Here is a 19,468-nt window from a genome sequence, read left to right as displayed (position 1 = left end):
CGCATGAGGGCGAACTCCGCTCGTTCGGGGCGAGCCGAGACCCCGGGAGAGTGAAACAAGTGTCGCGTTCCTGCGACCGAAATCCTGACGGCCTCGCCGGGCCGCCGACGAGGCCCTACGGTGGAGGTTCGGTTGCATCGATCTGGGAGGAACGATGAACCCGATGAACAGGAACGCCGACAAGGCGGTACCGGTTCCCATGGACGGCACCCGATCGGAGCTGTCCGGCACAGCCAGTGATGTCGTCCAGGCGCGAGATGTCAGCGGAGGGGTACATTTTCACCGTTCCGGCCCAGAGCGGCGGGACGTGCCTCGCCAATTGCTGGGCGACGTCCGCGGATTCGTCAACCGGTTCGCGGAACTGGGGCGGCTGGACGCGGTCCTGTTCCCGCTGGGTCCGGAAGCTGCGCACCTCACGGTGATCGTCGGAACGGCCGGCGTGGGGAAGACGGCCTTGGCGCTGCGCTGGGCGCATCGCACCCAGGACCAGTTCCCCGACGGCCAGTTGTACGTGAACCTCCGCGGTTATGACCCGGGCACTCCGATCACCGCCGAACAGGCGCTTGACCGGTTCATCCGCGCCCTGGACGTGCCCCCGTCCCGCATTCCCGCCGACCTGGAAGCCAAGTCGTCGCTCTACCGGTCGTTGCTGGCCAACCGCCGTGTCCTGGTCGTCCTGGACAACGCCGAAAGCGTCGGCCAGGTGCGGCCCCTCATCCCCGGTGCCGACGGGTGCCGGGTCGTCGTCACCAGCCGGAGCCGGCTCGCCGGGCTCATGGCCCGCGACGGCGCTCAGCGCGTTACCCTGGAAGTTCTGCCCGAATCCGAGTCGGTCGAGCTGATCACCGCCATCACCGCGGACTACCGCGGCCAGGACGATCCCGCCGACATCGCCGAGCTCGCCCGGCTGTGCGCCTGCCTGCCGCTGGCGCTGCGGATCGCCGCCGAACGGGCCGCGACCCGGCCGTGGATGCCCTTGGCGCAGCTCATCCAGGACCTGCGCGACGAATCCGGGCTCTGGGACGCCCTCACCGCCGAGGACGGCGAAGAAGCGGACGGCGTCCGTGCGGTGTTCGCGTGGTCGTACCGGGCCCTGCCGGCCGACGCGGCCCGGATGTTCCGCCTGCTCGGCCTGCACCCCGGCCCCGAGTTCAGCGTCCAGGCGGCGGCCGAGCTGGCGGACGTCACGGTGCTGGACGCCCGCCGGCTGCTGGATTCCATCTGCGGTGTCCACCTGATCGAGCAGACCGGGCCGGACCGCTACGAATTCCACGACCTCCTTCGCGCGTATGCGACGAACGCAGCCCACCACCAAGACTCCCTGGAGGAGCAGTACGCCGCCCTGAGCCGGGTGCTGGCGTGGTACCTGCACGTCGCCCACGCCGCCGGCACGGCCATGCGCACACCGGTCCGGCTCCTCCCGCCGACGGCGCTCCCGGCTCCCTCGGCGGTGCCCGCGTTCCCGGCCTACCTCGACGGCGCGCGGTGGTACGAAGTCGAATGGTCCAACCTCCTGGCCGCGGTCCAAGCCGCGGAGAAATCGGGACTGGACCGCGTTTCCTGGCAACTGGCGCTGGTGCTGCGACCGTACTTCACGCGGGAAGCGACGATCGCCGACCGGCTCCAGGTCATCGAGACCGCGATCAGTGCCGCGCGCCGGGACGCCGACCGGCTGGCCGAAGCGGAAGGCGTCTTCGCGCTCGGGAGCGCCTATTCCACCCAGCATCGCCTGAACGACGCGGTGCGCGTGCACCGGGACGTGCTGGCGATCCGCCGCGAAATCGGTGACAGCGAGGGGGAATCGCTGTCGGTGAACATGCTCGGGGTGATCTTCCTCATGCAACGCAGGTTCCCCGAAGCCGTCGAGCAGCTGGAGTCGGCGCTGGCGCTTTCGCGCGCCCAGGACGACCCCGAGCGCGAAGCGACCGCCCTGTTCAACCTCGCGGACGCCTACTGCGGTTCGGGCCGGTACCCGGAGGCGATCGGGACCGCGAGCCGGAGCCTGGCGTTGAGCCGGGAACTCGGCGACCAGCGGCGGGAACTGGTCGCGCTCGTCGTGCTGGCCAGGGCCCAGGCCGATTCGGCGGAAAGCCGGCGTGAAGACGCGCTCGAATCGGCGGGAAAGGCGCTCGAACTCGCGCGCGCCCGCAACGAAGACCGCAACGAGGGCTGGGTGCTCCTCGAGTACGCCCGGATCCAGCGGCTCAACGGCCTGTTCAACGACGCACTCGTCTCCGGCCAGCGGGCGACGACGCTGCACCGGGCGCTCGAAAGCCCGGTCAGGGAGGCCGCTGCGCTGGACGGCACGGGGGAGGCGTACCAGGGCCTCGGCCGTGCCGAGGACGCCGTGCCGTTCCACCGCCGGGCGGTGGCGATTCTCCGGGACCTCGACGACCGGTGGCAGCTCGCCGTCGCCCTGGACAACCTCGGCGAGGCGGTGGCGGACGCGGATGCCGCCGAAGCGCGGGCGTGCCGGCAGGAGGCGGCCGAACTGTTCGGGAGTTACGCCGATCCGCAGGCGCAGGCGAAGGCGGTGCGGCTGAACCGGCTGCTCGGCTGAACCGGAGGCTCACGTGCCGGGCGGTGGCAGCCTTGGTGAGCACGCTTGCGCCGGTGGGCAGTCGTCGCCGCCGGTCCGCTCGGCGAAGTGCGCGGAGATCGCCGCCATCCGCGGACCGGCGAGGATCTTCCCGACGGGCTCCCGGTGGACGTTCCCGAGGTGGATCCGCCGCGCCATCACGCAGGGCGAGACATTGCCGAACGGATCGATGGCCGCACTGCCCTGGGCACACCGGCCGCAGAGTTCGGCGGCCGGCGGGCGGCCACCTTCGCGGGAAGCGCGGCCGACTTCCCGGAACCGCCCGACGGTGACGTCTTCGACGCCCAGCGCGGCGAGATCCGCGCACGCCCGGTCCGCCACCGCGCCGGACCCGACCACCGCCACCCGGATCCGCACCCCCGTCCGCACGGCCTGCGCGATGTTCGCGCGCGTCCGGGCATGACTGCCCGGGAGACCGGTGAAAGCATCGTGGGCCGCGGAATCCGTGGTGTAGTAGGACGTTGCCACGCTCACGCCCGGACGCAGGTAACGCGACCACCAGGATCGGCTGACCTGCACCAGGTTGGTGAACACCTCGACCCGCATGCGCAACGCCAGTGCCCGGTCGACCAGGCTCGCGCACTCCGGGTGCAGGGTCGGTTCGCCGCCGATGAACTGCACCGCCGTCACGCCGGATCCGGCCGCCGTGTCGAGCACTTCCCGCCAGTCCGCGGCGGTCATGGAACCGTGCCCGCCGCGCGGTGACGACTCGGCGTAGCAGTGGGCGCAGGAGAGCTGACACCGCCCGGTCAGTTCCAGCGCGAGCGATCGGATGCGCGTGCCGGCTGGCATCGGTCTCTCCCCTTCCCCGGCCACAGAGCGAGAGCGCGTGCACGAAGGGTCGCAGGTAGTTCGCGGAGGGTCAATGGCCGCGGAACGGTTGTCCAGTTCCTCAAGGCCGCCGGTAGATCGTGATCGCGTGGCCCACTTCGTCGATCGGGGTGCTCGTCGCGATCAGCTCGGCCAGTCTCCCGTTCGCCTTCGCCACCGCGGAATCCGACACCGCCAGCAGCCCGTGCACCTCCGTCGCCGGGACCGTCAGCGGGTCCGCCGCCACGATCCCGTAGTACGACGGCACTCCGCTGCCCTTGTACACCAGCCACACCCGTTCGCCCGCGTACCGGGAGCCCAGCCGGGCCAGGTCCTGGCCCCAGTCGACGTTCGAATCGTGCAGGTGCCGGTGGGTCGCTTCCGGGCCGCCGAACGCCTCGTTCGCGTACGGCAAGTAGTACGGGAACGTCCGCAGCGAACTCGCCGCCGCGAACACGACCAAGGCCGCCACCGCCACCTGCGCCCAGCGCCGGTGCAGCGCAACCACCCCGGCCGCCGCGATGGCCAGGAACATCGGCATGAACACCACGTACCGGACGCCCAGGTCGCGGCTGCCCGTCATCGCCGCGGCCAGCAGGACGGCCGTGGGGAGGAGCACGTACAGCGCCGCCGGGCGCAGGCGGGGGATCGCCACCAGCACGACCGCTCCGGCCACCCACGACGCCAATGCCCCCAGCGGTGTCTTCACCAGCAGCGCCGCCGGGAGGTAGTACCACAGGGATTCGACGTGCTGCGTGCCGAACAGGAACGTCGTCCACACCTGGTCTTCGAAGCCGAACTGGACGCGCATCCCCGCCAGGTACGGCTCCGGCAGCGGCAGCCACCCGGCGAGCGCGCGCAGACCCGTCAACGGCGGCAGGCCCGGTGGTGTCGTCCAGCGCAGCTGCGGGTCGACGACCGCATAGGACGCCCACACGACCGCGATCGCCAGCAGTGCAACGGAAACGGCGCCGCCGATCGCGCGAAGCCAGTGCCGATGACCGGCCCGCCGGACCGACACGGCCACCAGGAGCAGCAGCACGGGAACCGCCGCGAGCGCGCTCATCTTCGTGGCGACGGCCGCGCCCAGCGCGAGGCCCGTCAACGGGACGTACCGGGCGGGACGCCGCCGGGCCCGCCACGCCAGCCACGCCGACGCCACCAGGAACCCCGCCACCGGCACGTCCAGCGTCGCCAGCGATCCGTGCGCGATGACGTCCGGGGAAAACGCATACAGCGCCAGCGCGACCAGTCCGCCCGCGGGCCCGGTCAGGTCGCGGGCGAACGCGAACACGACCAGCCCGAACAGCAGCGTCAGCAGGATCACCGGCAACCGGGCCAGCAGCAGCAACCGGCCCGGGTCCTGGCCGGACTCGTACAGCACGTGCCGGCCCAGCTGCGTCTGGTCGCCGGTGAACGCCGGGTCGAGGTGCACGTCGGCGAACGCGAGGCCGGTCGCGATGATCAGCTTGCCCAGCGGCGGGTGCTCGGGGTTGTACCGCAGGCTGTGCTGCTCCAGGTAAACGACCGCGGTGCCCGCGTAGACCGGTTCGTCGATGGTCGGGGACTGCGCCACGGCCGTGGTGATCATCGCGATCGCCATCCCGCCCAGCAGGGCCACGACGACGAGCGCGTACCACCAGCGTCGGCGGGCCCGTCGCGGCGGGGGCGCCGGTGTCTCGGCCGCGGGCGGCGGCAGGCTGGTCAACAGGGACAACTCGCGCCACCTCCTGCCGGCCTCGGGGGCATCACCTCCATTAGACGCTCGGCCGGTGCGGTGGTTCTGCCGGTCGTCGAGCGGCATTCCCATGACACGGACCGGGCAAGCAAGTATCGTCCCACAGTGCGAGACAGTGGATCGATCACGCGCGAACTCCTTAAAGTCCTCGATCGTCACTCGATCGGCTGAACCTTGAAGGTGTTGTGTCCGTCCCCGCTCTGCCGCCGTCCGCGGCGCGTTCCCTGCCCGCCGCGGTGTGGCGTGCCGTCCGTTCCGGGCGGTGGACGTCCGTCTGCGCGGTCCTGATCGTCGCCATCGTGCTGCTCGCGGCCGCGGCCGACCTCTTCGTCCTGGCCGAGGGGCAGAGCCTGACCCCGGACATCGGCACCCTCGGCCCCACCGGCCTGCCGGCCGGGACGCTGGGCGGGCTGAGCGGCGCGCACTGGTTCGGCGTCGAGCCGCTGACCGGCGTCGACCTGTTCGCGCTGGTCGCGCACGGCGCGCGGACGTCACTGCTGGTCGGGCTCGGTGCCACCGCGCTGGGCACCGTGCTCGGCGTCGTGGCCGGGGTCAGCGCCGGCTACCTCGGCGGCTGGTGGGACCGCGTGGTGACGTGGACCGCCGACGTCATCCTCGGCTTCCCGTACCTGATCTTCATGATCGCGCTCGGCGCGGTCCTGCCGGTGGACTTCCCGCGCCAGGTGACGCTGATCGTCGTCCTCGGGCTCTTCGGCTGGCCGCGGGTGGCCCGGATCGTCCGCGCCCAGACGCTGAGCCTGGCCAAGCGCGACTTCGTCGCCGCGGCCCGGGTGGTGGGCGCCGGGCCGTGGCACGTGTTCACGAAGGAGCTGCTGCCCAACCTGTGGGCGCCGATCATCGTCGTCGCCAGCCTGACCGTGCCGTCGATGATCGGCAACGAGGCCGCGCTGTCGTTCCTCGGGGTCGGCGTCCTGCCGCCCACCCCCAGCTGGGGCCGCACGATCAGCGCCGCCATCGACTTCTTCGAAACCGACCCGATGTACCTGGTCTTCCCCGGCCTGCTGCTGTTCCTGATCACCCTGGCCTTCAACGTCGTCGGCGACGCCCTCCGCGACGCGCTCGACCCGCGCTCGGGAGGTGCGGCCTGATGCGCACCGCCCGGTTCGCCGCCACCCGGTTCGCCGGGATGCTGCTGGTCCTGTTCGTCGTCGCCTTCGTGACGTTCGTGGTGTTCTACGTCCTGCCCGCCGACCCGGCGCGGATGGCGTGCGGCCGCCCGTGCTCGCCCGAGGGCCTGCAGCTCGCCCGGGAGTTCATGGGCTACGACGTCCCCTGGTACCGGCAGTTCCTCGACTTCCTCGGCGGCATCTTCGGCGGCCGCACGTTCGGCACCGGCGCCGCGGCGATCCACTGCACCGCGCCGTGCTTCGGCTGGGACTTCCAGAACAACGTCGACGTGCTGAGCGAGATCGGCGGCCGGATCGAGGTCAGCTTCTCGGTGGCGCTGGGCGCGGCCGCGATCTGGATCGTCGCCGGCGTCGGCCTCGGCGTGCTTTCGGCGCTGCGCCGCGGCAGTGCGGCCGACCGGATCACGATGGCCGCCGCGATGGCCGGCGTCTCCATGCCCGCCTACCTGGCCGGGATGATCGGCATCACGATCTTCGCCTTCGCCCTCGACGTCGTCCCGAAGTCCGGGTACGTGCCGCTGACCGAGAACCCGGCGCAGTGGGCGTGGCACCTCGTGCTGCCGTGGTTCGTGCTGGCCTTCCTGCACGCCGCCATCTACGCGCGGCTGACCCGCGGCCAGATGCTGGAAACCCTCGGCGAGGACTACATCCGCACCGCGCGGGCGAAGGGGCTCACCGAGCGGAAGGTGGTGGGACGGCACGCGTTGCGCAACGTCCTGCTGCCGGTGGTCACCGTGTTCGGCGTCGACCTCGGTGCGCTGCTGGCCGGCACGGTGATCACCGAACGGATCTTCGGCATGGCCGGCGTGGGGCGGCTGCTCGTCGACGCCATCGCCTCGCTCAACCTGCCGGTGCTGCTGGGCGTGACGCTGTTCTCCGCCCTGCTGGTCACCGTCCTGAACTTCCTGGTCGATCTCTGCTACGGCGCGCTCGATCCGCGGGCCCGCCTCGTCTGAAGGGGACACGATGAAACGGGGACTCCAACTCGCCGCCGGGGTGCTGGCCGCCGTCACGCTGCTGACGGCGTGCGGCGCCAACGACACACCGGCGGGGCAGGGCGGCACCGTCAAACCCGGCGGGACCCTCCTCCTGCTCAACGACGCACCCTCGATCACGTGGGACCCGGCGAAGAGCTCGAACCTGGTCGTCACCACGCTCGGGCTGATCCACCGGCGGCTGACGTCGTGGGACGTCGCGCCGGGCAAGGACACCACGATCGTGCCCGACCTGGCCACCGACACCGGGCGGCCCAGCGACGGCGGCAAGACCTGGACGTTCACCCTCAAGGACGGCCTGAAGTACGCCGACGGCACGCCGATCAGGAGCGAGGACGTCAAGTGGGGCCTCGAGCGGTCGTTCGCGCCCGCGTTCTCCGGCGGCCTGGCCTACCACAAGGACCTGCTCTCGCCGGGCCTGGCGTACAAGGGCCCGTTCGAGGGCAAGGAGCTCGACACCATCCAGACGCCGGACGCGAAGACGATCGTCTTCCACCTCGCCCGCGCGTACGGCGACTTCAACTGGGTCGCCAGCACACCGGCGTTCTCCCCGGTGCCGAAGGGCAAGGGCGCCGAAGCGAACTACGGTGACCACCCGGTCGCGTCCGGCCCCTACCAGCTGCAGAGCTACCAGCGGGGCAAGTCGGCGAAGCTGGTGCGCAACCCGAACTGGAGCCGCGACGAGGACAAGACGCGGCTGGCCTACGCCGACACCGTGGACTTCGAGCTCGGCCAGGACACCAGCGTCATCTCCAAGCGGCTCATCGACGACACCGGCAAGGACCGCGCCGGCTTCGGCATGTCGTTCGCCTCGCCGGCCCAGCTGGCCCAGATCCAGGGCAACGCGTCGGCGAAGTCCCGGCTGGTGACGTCGGAATCCGGCGCGCTGGCCTACCTTTCGCTGAACACCCAGCGCGGGAACCTGACGAACCCGAAGGTGCGCCAGGCGTTCCAGTACGCCGTCGACAAGGCCGCCTACCAGGTCGCCAGCGCGGGCAGCGCCCAGCTGGCCGGCGACGTCGCCACGACGCTGATCACGCCCGGCCTGCAAGGCCGCGAGCAGTACGACCTGTACCCGGCGCCGCCGTCCGGCGACCCGGCCAAGGCCAAGCAGCTGCTCGCCGAGGCGGGCTTCCCGAACGGCATCGAGGGGCTGGTCCTGGCCACCCACAACGAAAACGGCTACCCGGAGAAGGCGGCGGCGATCCAGGCCGCATTGGCCAGGGCGAACATCAAGGTCACCATCAAGCCCCTCGACGACGACACCTACACGTCCGAAGTGGACACCAAGGGGCTGTCGGACTTCGACCTGACGCTCACCTCGTGGCAGCCGGACATCCCGTCGGCCAACGCGAACATCCAGCCGCTGTTCCAGTCCACCGAGATCGGCAACGGCGGGTACAACGAGTCGCGCTACAGCAACCCCGAGGCCGACCGGCTGATCGCCGAGGCACAGGCCACGGTGGACCCGGCCGAGGCCGGGAAGAAGTGGGCGGCGCTGGACAAGAAGATCCTCGCCGACTCGCCGGTCGTGCCGCTGATCTACACGCGCAACTCGTTCCTGCACGGTTCGCAGGTGGGCGGCGTCCAGATCGGCCGGTTCCCGGCCTACGTCGACTACCGCAAGTTCGGGCTCGTCCAGTGACCGGTGCCGGGCTCCTGCGGCTGCACGACGTGGCGGTCTCGTTCGGCGACGTCGAAGCCGTCCGCGGGGTCGGCTATGAGGTCCGCGCGGGCGAAGTCGTCGCGGTGGTCGGGGAGTCCGGCTCCGGCAAGACGGTCACCGCGATGTCCCTGCTCGGCCTGCTCCCGCCTGCGGCGAAGGTGTCGGGGCGCGCGGAGCTGGCCGGGCGGGACCTCTACGCGATGCCGGCGGCCGAGCTGCGGGCGGTCCGCGGCGGCGCGGTCGGCATGGTGTTCCAGGAGCCGATGAGCGCGCTGAACCCGGTGTTCACCGTCGGGGACCAGCTCGTCGAAGCGATCCGCACGCACCAGCCGCTCGCGGCCCCCGCCGCGCGGGACCGGGCGATCGAGCTGCTCGGCCTGGTCGGGCTGCCGGACCCGGGCGAGCGGTTCCGGTCGTACCCGCACGAGCTGTCGGGCGGCCAGCTGCAGCGGGTCGTCATCGCGATGGCGGTGGCGAACGAGCCGGAGCTGCTGATCGCCGACGAGCCGACCACCGCGCTGGACGTCACCGTGCAGGCGGAGATCCTCGAGCTGCTGCGCGACCTCCGCGCGCGGCTGGGGACGGCGATCCTGCTGATCACGCACGACATGGGCGTGGTCGCCGACCTCGCCGACCGGGTCGTCGTGATGCACGACGGCCGCGTGGTCGAGCAAGGGCCGGTGGAGCGGATCTTCACCGCACCGGCCGAGGACTACACGCGGCAGCTGCTCGGCTCGGTGGTCTCGCTGAGCACGGCGGCGACGTCCGGGCTCGAACGCGCGGCGACCACGGAGGTCCCGGCCGGTCCGGGCCACGTCGCGGCGGCGGAGCACCCGGCGGCGGCGTCGGTCCCGGACGTCCCCGCCGTGGCGCCGCTGCTGCGCGTGACGGACCTGGCGGTCACCTACCGCGGCCGGTTCCGCGCACTGGCGGTGCACGCCGCGGCGGGGGTGAACCTGCACGTCGAGCCGGGCGAGGTGCTCGGCCTGGTGGGGGAGTCGGGCTCGGGCAAGAGCACGGTGGCCAGGGCGGTCACCGGCCTGCTCGCGCCCACGGCGGGCTTCGTGCGCATCGGGGACGCGGACATCACGCGCGCCCGCGGCCGGGCGGCGAAGGCCCTGCGGCGCCGGATCGGCGTGGTGTTCCAGGACCCGCTGTCGTCGCTGAACCCGCGGACGACGGTGGGGGAGAGCGTGGCGACCCCGCTACGGCTGCACCGCGCGGCCCCGGAGTCCGAAGTGGACGGCCGGGTGGCTGCCCTCCTCGACGCGGTCCGGCTGTCCCCGGCACTGGCCGGCCGCTACCCGCACGAGCTGTCGGGCGGCCAGCGCCAGCGCGCGTGCATCGCGCGGGCCCTGGCGCTGCGCCCGGACCTGCTGGTGGCCGACGAGCCGACGAGCGCGCTCGACGTGACCATCCAGGCCCGCGTCCTGGACCTGCTGCGCGAGCTGCAGCACGAGTTCGGCTTCGCGTGCCTGTTCATCAGCCACGACCTGGCGGTGATCGAGCAGCTCGCGGACCGGGTCGCGGTGATGCACCGGGGGAAGGTGGTCGAGCAGGGCCCGGCGAAGGAGGTCCTGACGGCCCCGGCGCACGCGTACACGCAGCGGCTGTTGTCGGCGGCCCCGGTTGCGGACCCGGAGGCCCAGCGACGGCGCCGCGAAGCCTGGCGGCGGCTGCGCTAGGAGCCGGGTGGTGCCTGTGGCATCGGCTGCGGCGACTGCGGCGGTTGCGTTGAGGCGGCTCCGGTTGCGTTGAGGCGGCTGCGGTTGCGTGCCGGGCGGTGCCTGCGGCCCATGGCTGCGGCTGCGGCTGCGGCTGCGGCAAGCGTCCGGCGGCAAGTTGTCGAAAGCGGCGAAACGCTCCCGCGCGAGCGGGCAGGCAAGTGCGCGCAGCCCCGGTCCCCAGCCGCGCCGATGCCAGCGCCCGCCGGAACGGAACCGCGAAACTTTCCTGCGCCACACCCCCTGCTCACGCGCCCGGCCTTCCCCCTCGCTCGCGCCCGGGTCGTGACAGCGGCGAATGTTAGCGCTAACGTTCCACCGCGTCCTCCACTTCAGCGACGAACGGAGAACCCGGTGAACTCCTCCTTCTCCCGGCGGCGGCTGCTGCAGGCCGCCGGTGCCACCGCCCTCGCCTCGGCCGCCGGTCCCGTCCTCGGGGGCTCGCCCGCCCGGGCGGCCACCGATCCCGTCCGGTCGGAGGTCGGGGTGGCCGCGGTCCCGTTCGACCTCGGGCAGGTGCGGCTGACCGCGAGCCGGTGGCTGGACAACCAGAACCGGACGCAGAACTACCTGCGGTTCGTCGACGTCGACCGGCTGCTGTACAACTTCCGGGCCAACCACCGGCTTTCGACCGGCGGCGCCGCCACCAACGGCGGCTGGGACGCCCCGAACTTCCCCTTCCGCAGCCACGTCCAGGGCCACTTCCTGACCGCGTGGGCGCAGCTGTGGGCCGTCGCCGGGGACACGACCTGCCGGGACAAAGCCACCTACATGGTCGCCGAACTGGCCAAGTGCCAGGCCAACGACGGCGCCGCCGGGTTCGGGGCCGGGTACCTGTCCGGCTTCCCCGAATCGGACTTCAGCGCCCTCGAGGCCGGGAACCTGTCGAACGGCAACGTGCCGTACTACTGCATCCACAAGACCATGGCCGGGCTGCTCGACGTCTGGCGCTACGCCGACAGCACGCAGGCCCGTGACGTGCTGCTGAACCTCGCCGGCTGGGTCGACCGCCGCACCGGCAGACTGACCTACAGCCAGATGCAGTCCGTGCTGAACACCGAATTCGGCGGCATGAACGCGGTGCTGACCGACCTCTACCAGTACACCGGCGACGCGCGCTGGCTGACCGTCGCGCAGCGGTTCGACCACGCCGCCGTGTTCGACCCGCTGGCGGCGAACCGGGACCAGCTCAACGGCCTGCACGCCAACACGCAGGTGCCCAAGTGGATCGGCGCGGCCCGGGAGTACAAGGCCACCGGCACCACCCGCTACCGGGACATCGCCACCAACGCGTGGAACATCACCGTCGGCGCGCACACCTACGTCATCGGCGGCAACAGCCAGGCCGAGCACTTCCGCGCGCCCAACGCCATCGCCGCGTACCTCAACCAGGACACCTGCGAAAGCTGCAACACCTACAACATGCTCAAGCTGACCCGGGAGCTGTTCACCCTCTACCCGGACCGCGCCGACCTCGCCGAGTACTACGAGCGGGCGCTGCTCAACCAGATGATCGGCCAGCAGAACCCGGCCGACAGCCACGGGCACATCACCTACTTCAGCTCGCTCAACCCGGGCGGCCGCCGCGGCCTCGGCCCGGCGTGGGGCGGCGGCACGTGGAGCACCGACTACGCCTCGTTCTGGTGCTGCCAGGGCAGCGGCCTGGAAACCCAGACGAAGCTCGCGGACTCGATCTACTTCCACACCGACACGACGCTGATCGTGAACCTGTTCCTGCCCTCGGTGCTCACCTGGACCCAGCGCGGCATCACCGTCACCCAGACCACGTCCTACCCGGCGAGCGACACGACGACCCTGACGTTCACCGGGAACGTGAGCGGCAGCTGGGCCCTGCGCGTCCGCATCCCGAGCTGGGCCGCCGGGGCCACGATCAGCGTCAACGGCGTCGCGCAGAACGTCACCACCACGCCGGGCAGCTACGCCACCCTGACCCGCTCCTGGACCTCCGGTGACGCGGTCACCGTGCGGCTGCCGATGCAGGCCGTCCTGCGGCCCGCCAACGACAACGCGAACGTCGCGGCGATCACCTACGGCCCGGTGGTCCTGGCCGGCAACTACGGCACCAGCACGCTCAGCGCGCTGCCGTCCCTCGACCGGAACTCGATCACCCGCACCAGCAGCAGCGCGCTCGCCTTCAGCGCCAAGGCCAACGGCTCGACGGTCAACCTGGTGCCCTTCCACGACGCCCAGGGCTTCAACTACACGGTCTACTGGAACACCAGCGGGTCCGGCGCGACGACGTCCCGGCTGGTCAACGTGGGCAGCGGGCTGCTGCTGGGGATCGAGAACATGTCCACCGCCGACGGCGGCCGGGCACTGCAGTGGTCGGACAACGGCACCGCCGACCACAACTGGGAAATCGTCACCGACGGGACCGCCGTCCGGTTCCGCAACGCCAACAGCGGCAAGGTGCTCGGCGTGCGTGACATGTCGGCCGCCGACAACGCCCAGGTCCTGCAGTGGGCGGACAACGGCACCGCCGACCACCGGTGGACCGTCGCCGACCAGGGCGACGGCACGGTGAAGATCCGCAACGTCAACAGCGGCAAGCTGCTGACCATCGAGAACAACTCGACCGCCGCCGGTGCCTACGCCGTGCAGGGCCCCGACAGCGGCGCCGCCGCCACCCGGTGGCGGATCGTGCGCACCGGCTGACCGGGACCGGGCCGGCCGGAGACGATGGCCCCGGCCGGCCGCGGTTTCAGCCTGCGGTGAACAGGAAAGCGTCGATGACGGTCTGGTCCACCCTGGTGCCCGCCGCGTCGATCGCGGTCGCCCGCAACGACGCCGACGCGGCGCCGGCCGGGTGCACCAGGAGCGCGCCCGTGTCCGTGAACGGCACCGCGCACCAAGTGGCGCCCCGGTCGTAGGAAACGCTCAACGCGGTGAGCTTCCCCGCGGCGCCGGCGTTGTCGTCGACCGTGATCGGCAGGTACGTCGGAAGCCGGCCGGGGACGCGGTTCCACGCGTCGACGACGGGGGCGTACCGGACCGCCGGCAACGGCAGGGCCACCGGGGTCGCGCCCGGCACCGTGCCGGACGTGAACGTCCAGTCCGCCACGACCGTCGACGACAGGGCGTTGTCCCGGGTCGCGTCGACGTGCAGGACGTACAGCCCGGTGTCCGGCGGCACCGTGAACGTGCCCGTCCCGGGCGTCGCCGAAGCGCCGATTTCCCTGCCGTCGCGGGACAACGTCGTGTGCGCGCCGATGACGGCGGCGCCGTCGGCGATCCGGCCCGCGTGCTGGTCGGTGAACAGCGGCACGGCCACCGCGATCGTGTCCCCCTGCCGCACGGCCCGGTTGCGCGGCCCGGCGGGGAACGCCGGGCCGAACACGGCCGCGTTCCAGCGTTCGAGCGCCGGGTGGCCGAGCCGGTAGCTGCGCGGCACCGCGTCCAGCAGCAGGCTCACGCCGTCCTCGGAGAACAGCGGGTACCACTCCTGATCCGGGCTGTAGAACTCGTCCAGGCCGTAGGGGAGCGGCCGCGTGATGATCCCTTCCCGGGTCCCGGTCGAACCGGGTTTCGTGACCGCTTCCTCCGACCGCACCCGCGCCATTTCCTTGTCCCGCACGGTGAAGCCGGGATCCGCGGGAACGGACCCGGTGAAGTGGTTCCGCACGTTGTACAGGTAACCGCTGGTGCTGAAGCCGCCCTGGCCGTCCGGCTCCGCCGCCTGGGCCTCGACGGCGAGGTCGAAACTGCTCGCCGACGTCGTCGACGGGCGGACGTGGAAGTCGCCGAAGTCGGGGATGTAGTCCCAGGTGCTGAGCCGGCCCCAGCTCGCGTCCCGTTCGAAGCCGAGGGCCGCCCGGCCGATCTTCGCCGCCGGCCGGTCGGCGAACCGCACGCCGGGTGCGACGCCGGTGCGGGCGTCGACGGTCAGCCGGGCGGCACCGGCCACGACGAACTCCGGCTCGACGGTGAACAGGTAGTGCCGGTCGTCGGTCCACGTCGTCGCCTGGAAGTAGTACTTCCCCTTCGGCACGCGGGCGGTCGCCGTATCACCGCTGAAGCTGCGAGGGTGCTCGATGTCGGTGAAGCCGTAGGAGAAGTTCTCCGTCGGGTTGCCCTGCTCGTCGAGGAAGTCCAGGGCGACGTCGTAGCTCTCGGCTTCGCGGGTGACCGCGATCGGCGTCCGCACGTCCCCGGCGAGCACCACCCCCTGGTAACCGCCGTCCGGCCCGGTCACCCGGGTGTCCGCGGTGACCGTCGCCTGCGCGGTGCCGCCCGCCGGGATCGTCAGCGAGCCGGGCGTGACGGTGAACATCCCGGCCGGCGCGGCCGCCCCGGCCGGGTCCCGCACGTCGGTGGTGAGGGCCAGGGTGACCGGCGCCGGACCGGTGTTGCGGTAGGTCATCGTGGTGACCAGCGGCCGGTCGTCGTCGTGCGGCCACCGCGCGGTCCCCAGGCTCACGCTCGCCGGCGCGGCGACCACCGGCGTGGCCACGGCCTTCGCCACGTCCACCCGGCCCGCGCCCTGCTGGAACACCGACAGCCCGGTGCCCGGTTTCGCGGTGCCCATGAGCGCGGCCTTCAGCTCGGGCGCTTTCCAGTCCGGGTGCTGCTGGGCGAGGATCGCCGCCGCGCCCGCCACGTGCGGGGCCGCCATCGACGTGCCGGACAGCCGCATGTGGTTCTCGTCCACCGAAGGCTCCGTCGCCCCCAGAACGCTGTCGTGGGCCTTGGCGGCCGCGATGCCGACGCCGGGCGCGGTGAGGTCCGGCTTGATCGCCCCGTCGCCGGGGCGGGGCCCGCGGTTGGAGAACGGCGCGAGCGTCTCGTCGCGGTCCACGGCCCCGACGGTCAGTGCGCCGCTCGCCGCGCCAGGGCTCGTCACGAGGTAGCCGTCGTTGCCGGCCGCGGCGACGAAGAGCGTGCCGGTCTGCTCGGTGAGCCGGTCGACGGCCTGCGACAGCGCGTCCGTGCCGTCGCTGGGGAACCGGGTCCCCAGGCTCAGGTTCACCACCTTGGCACCGGCACCCGCCGCCCACTCCATCCCGGCGATGATGCCCGACTCCAGTCCGGAACCGTTGTCCCCGAGCACCTTCCCGTTGAGCAGCCGCACGCCCGGGGCGACGCCGCGGTACTTCGCGTCGCGGCCGGTGACGATGGACGCCACGTGCGTGCCGTGCCCCCACCGGTCGGCGGTGCCGGTGGCGCTGCCGCTGAAGTCCTTCGCGTCGGCGACGACGCCGGCCAGGTCGGGGTTCGCGGTGTCGATGCCGCTGTCGAGCACGGCGACCGTGACACCGCTGCCGGTCAGCCCGGCCTGCCACGCGGCGGGCGCGCCGATCTGCGGCACGCTCCGGTCCAGCGTGCCGCGGACCGGGGTGTCCAGCCAGATCCGCGGCGCCGCGGCCCGCAGGTGCTGCGCCAGCGCGTTGCGGCCCTTGACCGCGCGCACGGCGGTCGCCCCGATGCTCGTCAGCTCCCGCACCGCCTGCAGTCCTTCGGTGCGGGCCGCGGCCGCCCCGCCGCCGACGATGAGCGGCAGGTCGCCGCGGGTCTGGTCGTCGTAGCCGAACGCGGCGAGCGCGGTGACGTCGAACAGCAGCGGGTCCAGCCGGCCGGACCGCACGGCGGGCAGCGCGTCCGACGGCGTGACGTGCACGTCGCCGGTGACGTCGGTGCGCTGCTCGAAAGCCAGCTGCGACCGGCCCTCGCCGGGTTGGACGGAGATCACGCGCGGCCCGGCGAGCACCACCCGGTCACCGGTGACGAGGGTGACCGTGCGGGTGGGCGCGGGATTCGGTGCGGCGGCGCCGGCCGCGGCCCCCGCGGTGGTGCCGCTCGTCGCGAGCACCACGGCGAGGACGGCGGCGACAGGATGTCTCCAGCTCATGCAACCTCCCAGTCGGATTCCTACGCCGGAGACATCGCCGGGACCCGGTGATCGGTTGCAGGTAAATTTCACGCCTTTCGAAAGTTGGCCGAAACTTTTTGCGTGGCCGCGGAATGCCGTGCTGTGCTGGCCTTTCAGCCCGGAAGGAGACCACGGATGGCAGAAAGTTCCCCGGACCCGCGCCGCCGGCGGCGGTGGTGGCGGTCGCCGGCCACCCGAGTGCTGGCGGGGGTGACCACCGTCGCCGCGACCGCGGCCGTGCTGGTGACCGCGCCCGGTGCGGACGCCGCGGCGAGCACGCTCGGCGCCGCGGCCGCCCAGTCGGGCCGCTACTTCGGCACCGCGATCGCCGCGGGCCGGCTCAGCAACTCGGCCTACACCACGATCGCGGCGCGCGAGTTCAACATGGTGACGCCCGAGAACGAGATGAAGCCGGACGCGACCGAGCCCAACCAGAACCAGTTCAACTTCTCGGCGGGCGACCAGGTCTACAACTGGGCGGTCAGCCACGGGTCCCGGGTCCGCGGGCACACGCTGGCCTGGCACGCGCAGCAACCCGGCTGGATGCAGAGCATGGGCGGCAGCGCGCTGCGCAGCGCGATGATCAACCACATCCAGAAGGTTATGGCCCACTACCAGGGCAAACTCGCCTACTGGGACGTGGTGAACGAGGCGTTCAACGAGGACGGCAGCCGCCGGTCGTCGAACCTGCAGAGCACCGGCAACGACTGGATCGAGGTCGCGTTCCGGACCGCGCGCGCGGCCGACCCGTCGGTCAAGCTCTGCTACAACGACTACAACATCGACAACTGGAGCTACGGCAAGACCCAGGGCGTCTACCGCATGATCCAGGACTTCAAGTCCCGCGGCGTGCCGATCGACTGCGTGGGCCTGCAGGCCCACTTCACCGGCGGCAGCTCGGTCCCCGGCAACTTCCAGCAGACGATCTCGAGCTTCGCGGCGCTCGGCGTCGACGTGGCGCTGACCGAGGTCGACGTCACGAACGCGAACACCTCGCAGTACTCGGCGCTGACCCAGGCGTGCATGAACGTCGCCCGCTGCGTCGGCATCACCGTGTGGGGTGTGCGGGACAGCGACTCGTGGCGGTCGAGCGAGAGCCCGCTCCTGTTCGACGGCAACGGCAACAAGAAGGCCGCCTACACGTCGGTGCTGAACGCCCTCAACGCCGCCGGTCCCGGCCCGACCACGACACCGACGACCCCCACGACCACCCCGACGGGTCCCACGACCACGCCCACGACCCCGACGACCACGCCCACGACCCCGGGCGGGGGCAGTTGCACGGCCACGCTTTCGGCCGGGCAGTCCTGGGGTGACCGGTACAACCTCAACGTCTCGGTCAGCGGGGCTTCGTCGTGGACGGTCACGATGAACGTGCCCAGCCCCGAGCGGATCAGTGCCACCTGGAACATCAACGCCACCTGGCCGAGCAGCCAGGTGCTCATCGCGACACCCAACGGCAACGGCAACAACTGGGGTGTCACCATCATGACCAACGGGAACTGGACCTGGCCCAGCGTCAGCTGCAGCACCTCCTGACCGACCGCGGTCGTGAGTGGTAAGGCGAGTTCTAACTCGCCTTACCACTCACGACGGGTCAGGTGCGGCGTAGGTGGTCGTGGGCCATCAGGGCCAGGCGGCAGCACAGCTGGTGGCGATCGTCCTCGAGGGACGCCCCGGTGAGCTGTTCGAGTTTGCGCAGCCGGTTGAGCACCGTGTTGCGGTGGCAGTACAGCAGTTCGCCCGCGCGGGTGGGGGAGCGGTCCGCGCGGAACCAGGCCCGCAGCGTGTCCAGCAGCACCCGGCGCTCCTCGTCTTCGAGATCCAGGACGCGGCCCAGAGTCCGGGCGGCCAGCCGGTGGGCCAGCCGCGGGCTGGCGACGACCAGCGCCTCGGGCAGCCGGTCGTCCAGCAGGGCGGGCCCGGGCGCGTCCGGGGCCTGCGTGTGGAGCGCGAGTTCCGCCAGCCGGTAGGCGATCCCGAGCTCGGCCAGCCCGTCGACCTCGCCGGACAGGCCCGCGCGGTGCTGCAGGTGCGGCGCCAGCAGCTCGGCCAGCCGGCCGGCGGTGACACCGCCCAGCTCGGCCAGCCACACGACCCGGTCCCGGTAGGGCGCCGCGACCACGCGCACGCCGAGCGCCGCCAGGCCGGGCACGGGCCCCACGTCCTCCGCCAGGTCGCAGCCGACGAGGACCACGGCGTACCGGCCGTGCGCGGGCAGGCCCAGTTCGGCCTCGGCTTCGGCGGCCACCGCCGGGTCGGCGCCCCGGCCCTCGACGAGCGCCCGGACCAGCCGCTCCCGGCGCCGGTTCGCCTGCGCCTGCAGCCGGCTCTCCCGCGACCGGTACCCCTCGACCATCGCCGTCGAGACGCGGTCGGTCGCCTGCCACAGCACCATCACGCTGTCGACGAACTCGGCCAGCTCGTCCGGTGACCGGCGGCGGGCCGCGGCCAGCAGCATCTCCCACAGCAGCTCGGTGCCCAGCCGGAACAGGTGCAGCACCGCTTCCAGGGGGACGCCCTGCTCGGCGCGGCGGCGGCCGGTGGCCAGCGGGGCCGCGATCCAGTCCGCCCGCGTGCCGAACCCCTCGGTCATCAGGACCAGCGCGCTGCGGGCGTTGTCCATGAACGACTGCCGCATGTCCGCGGGCGCGACCCGGTCGCCGCGCGCGTAGAACGCCTGCTCTTCGGCGGCACCCCGCTCGGTCAGCCGGTCGGCGAACGCCGGCAGCTCGGTGAGGACGGCCGCGGCCACCTCGCGGATGACCCTCCTCGGTGCGTGCGGCTGCCCCGGCATCCGCCGACCCTAGCCCCGCGGGCTGGGCCGGTGCCGCGGATTGCCTGTGCCCGGCGCACAACGGACCCGGAATCGGGGCTGCCGGTCAGCTGTCGGTCAGCGCC

Annotated in this window: 11 protein-coding genes; 7 read left to right on the top strand and 4 right to left on the bottom strand. The window is 72.1% G+C overall.

The window, feature by feature from the left end; translation table 11 throughout:
* Positions 1–307: 307 nt before the first annotated feature.
* Positions 308–2,560 (top strand): ATP-binding protein, encoded by a 2,253-nt coding sequence (locus OO60_RS27800; protein ID WP_240490672.1) that lies wholly within the window; start codon positions 308–310, stop codon positions 2,558–2,560.
* A gap of 9 nt (positions 2,561–2,569) precedes the next feature.
* On the opposite strand, the gene OO60_RS27795 is transcribed toward OO60_RS27800, so the two are convergent.
* Both OO60_RS27795 and OO60_RS27790 read right to left on the bottom strand, forming a co-directional pair.
* Positions 2,570–3,391, bottom strand: coding sequence for a radical SAM/SPASM domain-containing protein (locus tag OO60_RS27795; RefSeq protein WP_003078491.1), 822 nt, complete (start codon positions 3,389–3,391; stop codon positions 2,570–2,572).
* A gap of 100 nt (positions 3,392–3,491) precedes the next feature.
* Complete coding sequence (locus OO60_RS27790; protein WP_003078495.1) at positions 3,492–5,126, bottom strand: phospholipid carrier-dependent glycosyltransferase; 1,635 nt, start codon at positions 5,124–5,126, stop codon at positions 3,492–3,494.
* Between the two features lie 206 nt (positions 5,127–5,332).
* Here OO60_RS27790 and OO60_RS27785 point away from each other — a divergent pair, with 206 nt between their 5' ends.
* From OO60_RS27785 to OO60_RS27765, 5 genes are all read left to right on the top strand, one after another.
* Positions 5,333–6,256 (top strand): ABC transporter permease, encoded by a 924-nt coding sequence (locus tag OO60_RS27785; protein WP_003078498.1) that lies wholly within the window; start codon positions 5,333–5,335, stop codon positions 6,254–6,256.
* Positions 6,256–7,251: an ABC transporter permease gene (locus tag OO60_RS27780; RefSeq protein ID WP_003078501.1), complete on the top strand. Its 996-nt coding sequence runs from the start codon at positions 6,256–6,258 to the stop codon at positions 7,249–7,251. The genes OO60_RS27785 and OO60_RS27780 overlap by 1 nt, the downstream gene beginning before the upstream one ends.
* Positions 7,252–7,261: 10 nt before the next feature.
* A complete protein-coding gene (locus tag OO60_RS27775; RefSeq protein WP_033262398.1) occupies positions 7,262–8,935 on the top strand; it encodes an ABC transporter substrate-binding protein in 1,674 nt (557 codons plus the stop codon).
* Positions 8,932–10,641, top strand: a complete 1,710-nt coding sequence (locus OO60_RS27770) for an ABC transporter ATP-binding protein (protein ID WP_003078506.1) — start codon at positions 8,932–8,934, stop codon at positions 10,639–10,641. The genes OO60_RS27775 and OO60_RS27770 overlap by 4 nt, the downstream gene beginning before the upstream one ends.
* A 393-nt stretch (positions 10,642–11,034) precedes the next feature.
* Complete coding sequence (locus OO60_RS27765; protein ID WP_003078509.1) at positions 11,035–13,356, top strand: beta-L-arabinofuranosidase domain-containing protein; 2,322 nt, start codon at positions 11,035–11,037, stop codon at positions 13,354–13,356.
* A gap of 46 nt (positions 13,357–13,402) precedes the next feature.
* On the opposite strand, the gene OO60_RS27760 is transcribed toward OO60_RS27765, so the two are convergent.
* Positions 13,403–16,546: a S8 family serine peptidase gene (locus tag OO60_RS27760; protein ID WP_033262397.1), complete on the bottom strand. Its 3,144-nt coding sequence runs from the start codon at positions 16,544–16,546 to the stop codon at positions 13,403–13,405.
* 156 nt (positions 16,547–16,702) lie between these two features.
* Between OO60_RS27760 and OO60_RS27755 the strand changes: the two genes are divergently transcribed.
* Positions 16,703–18,106, top strand: coding sequence for a glycoside hydrolase family 10 protein (locus tag OO60_RS27755; RefSeq protein WP_033262396.1), 1,404 nt, complete (start codon positions 16,703–16,705; stop codon positions 18,104–18,106).
* A gap of 58 nt (positions 18,107–18,164) precedes the next feature.
* Here OO60_RS27755 and OO60_RS27750 read toward each other — a convergent pair whose 3' ends face one another.
* Entirely contained in the window at positions 18,165–19,364 is a 1,200-nt protein-coding gene (locus tag OO60_RS27750) for a PucR family transcriptional regulator (RefSeq protein ID WP_240490779.1), read from the bottom strand.
* Positions 19,365–19,468 lie beyond the last annotated feature (104 nt).

The sequence above is a fragment of the Amycolatopsis vancoresmycina genome (assembly GCF_000716785.1).
GTDB classification, from domain to species: Bacteria; Actinomycetota; Actinomycetes; order Mycobacteriales; family Pseudonocardiaceae; genus Amycolatopsis; species Amycolatopsis vancoresmycina.
The sequence above is the reverse complement of the archived record's forward strand: the minus strand, read 5'-3'. Positions and strand labels throughout refer to the sequence as shown.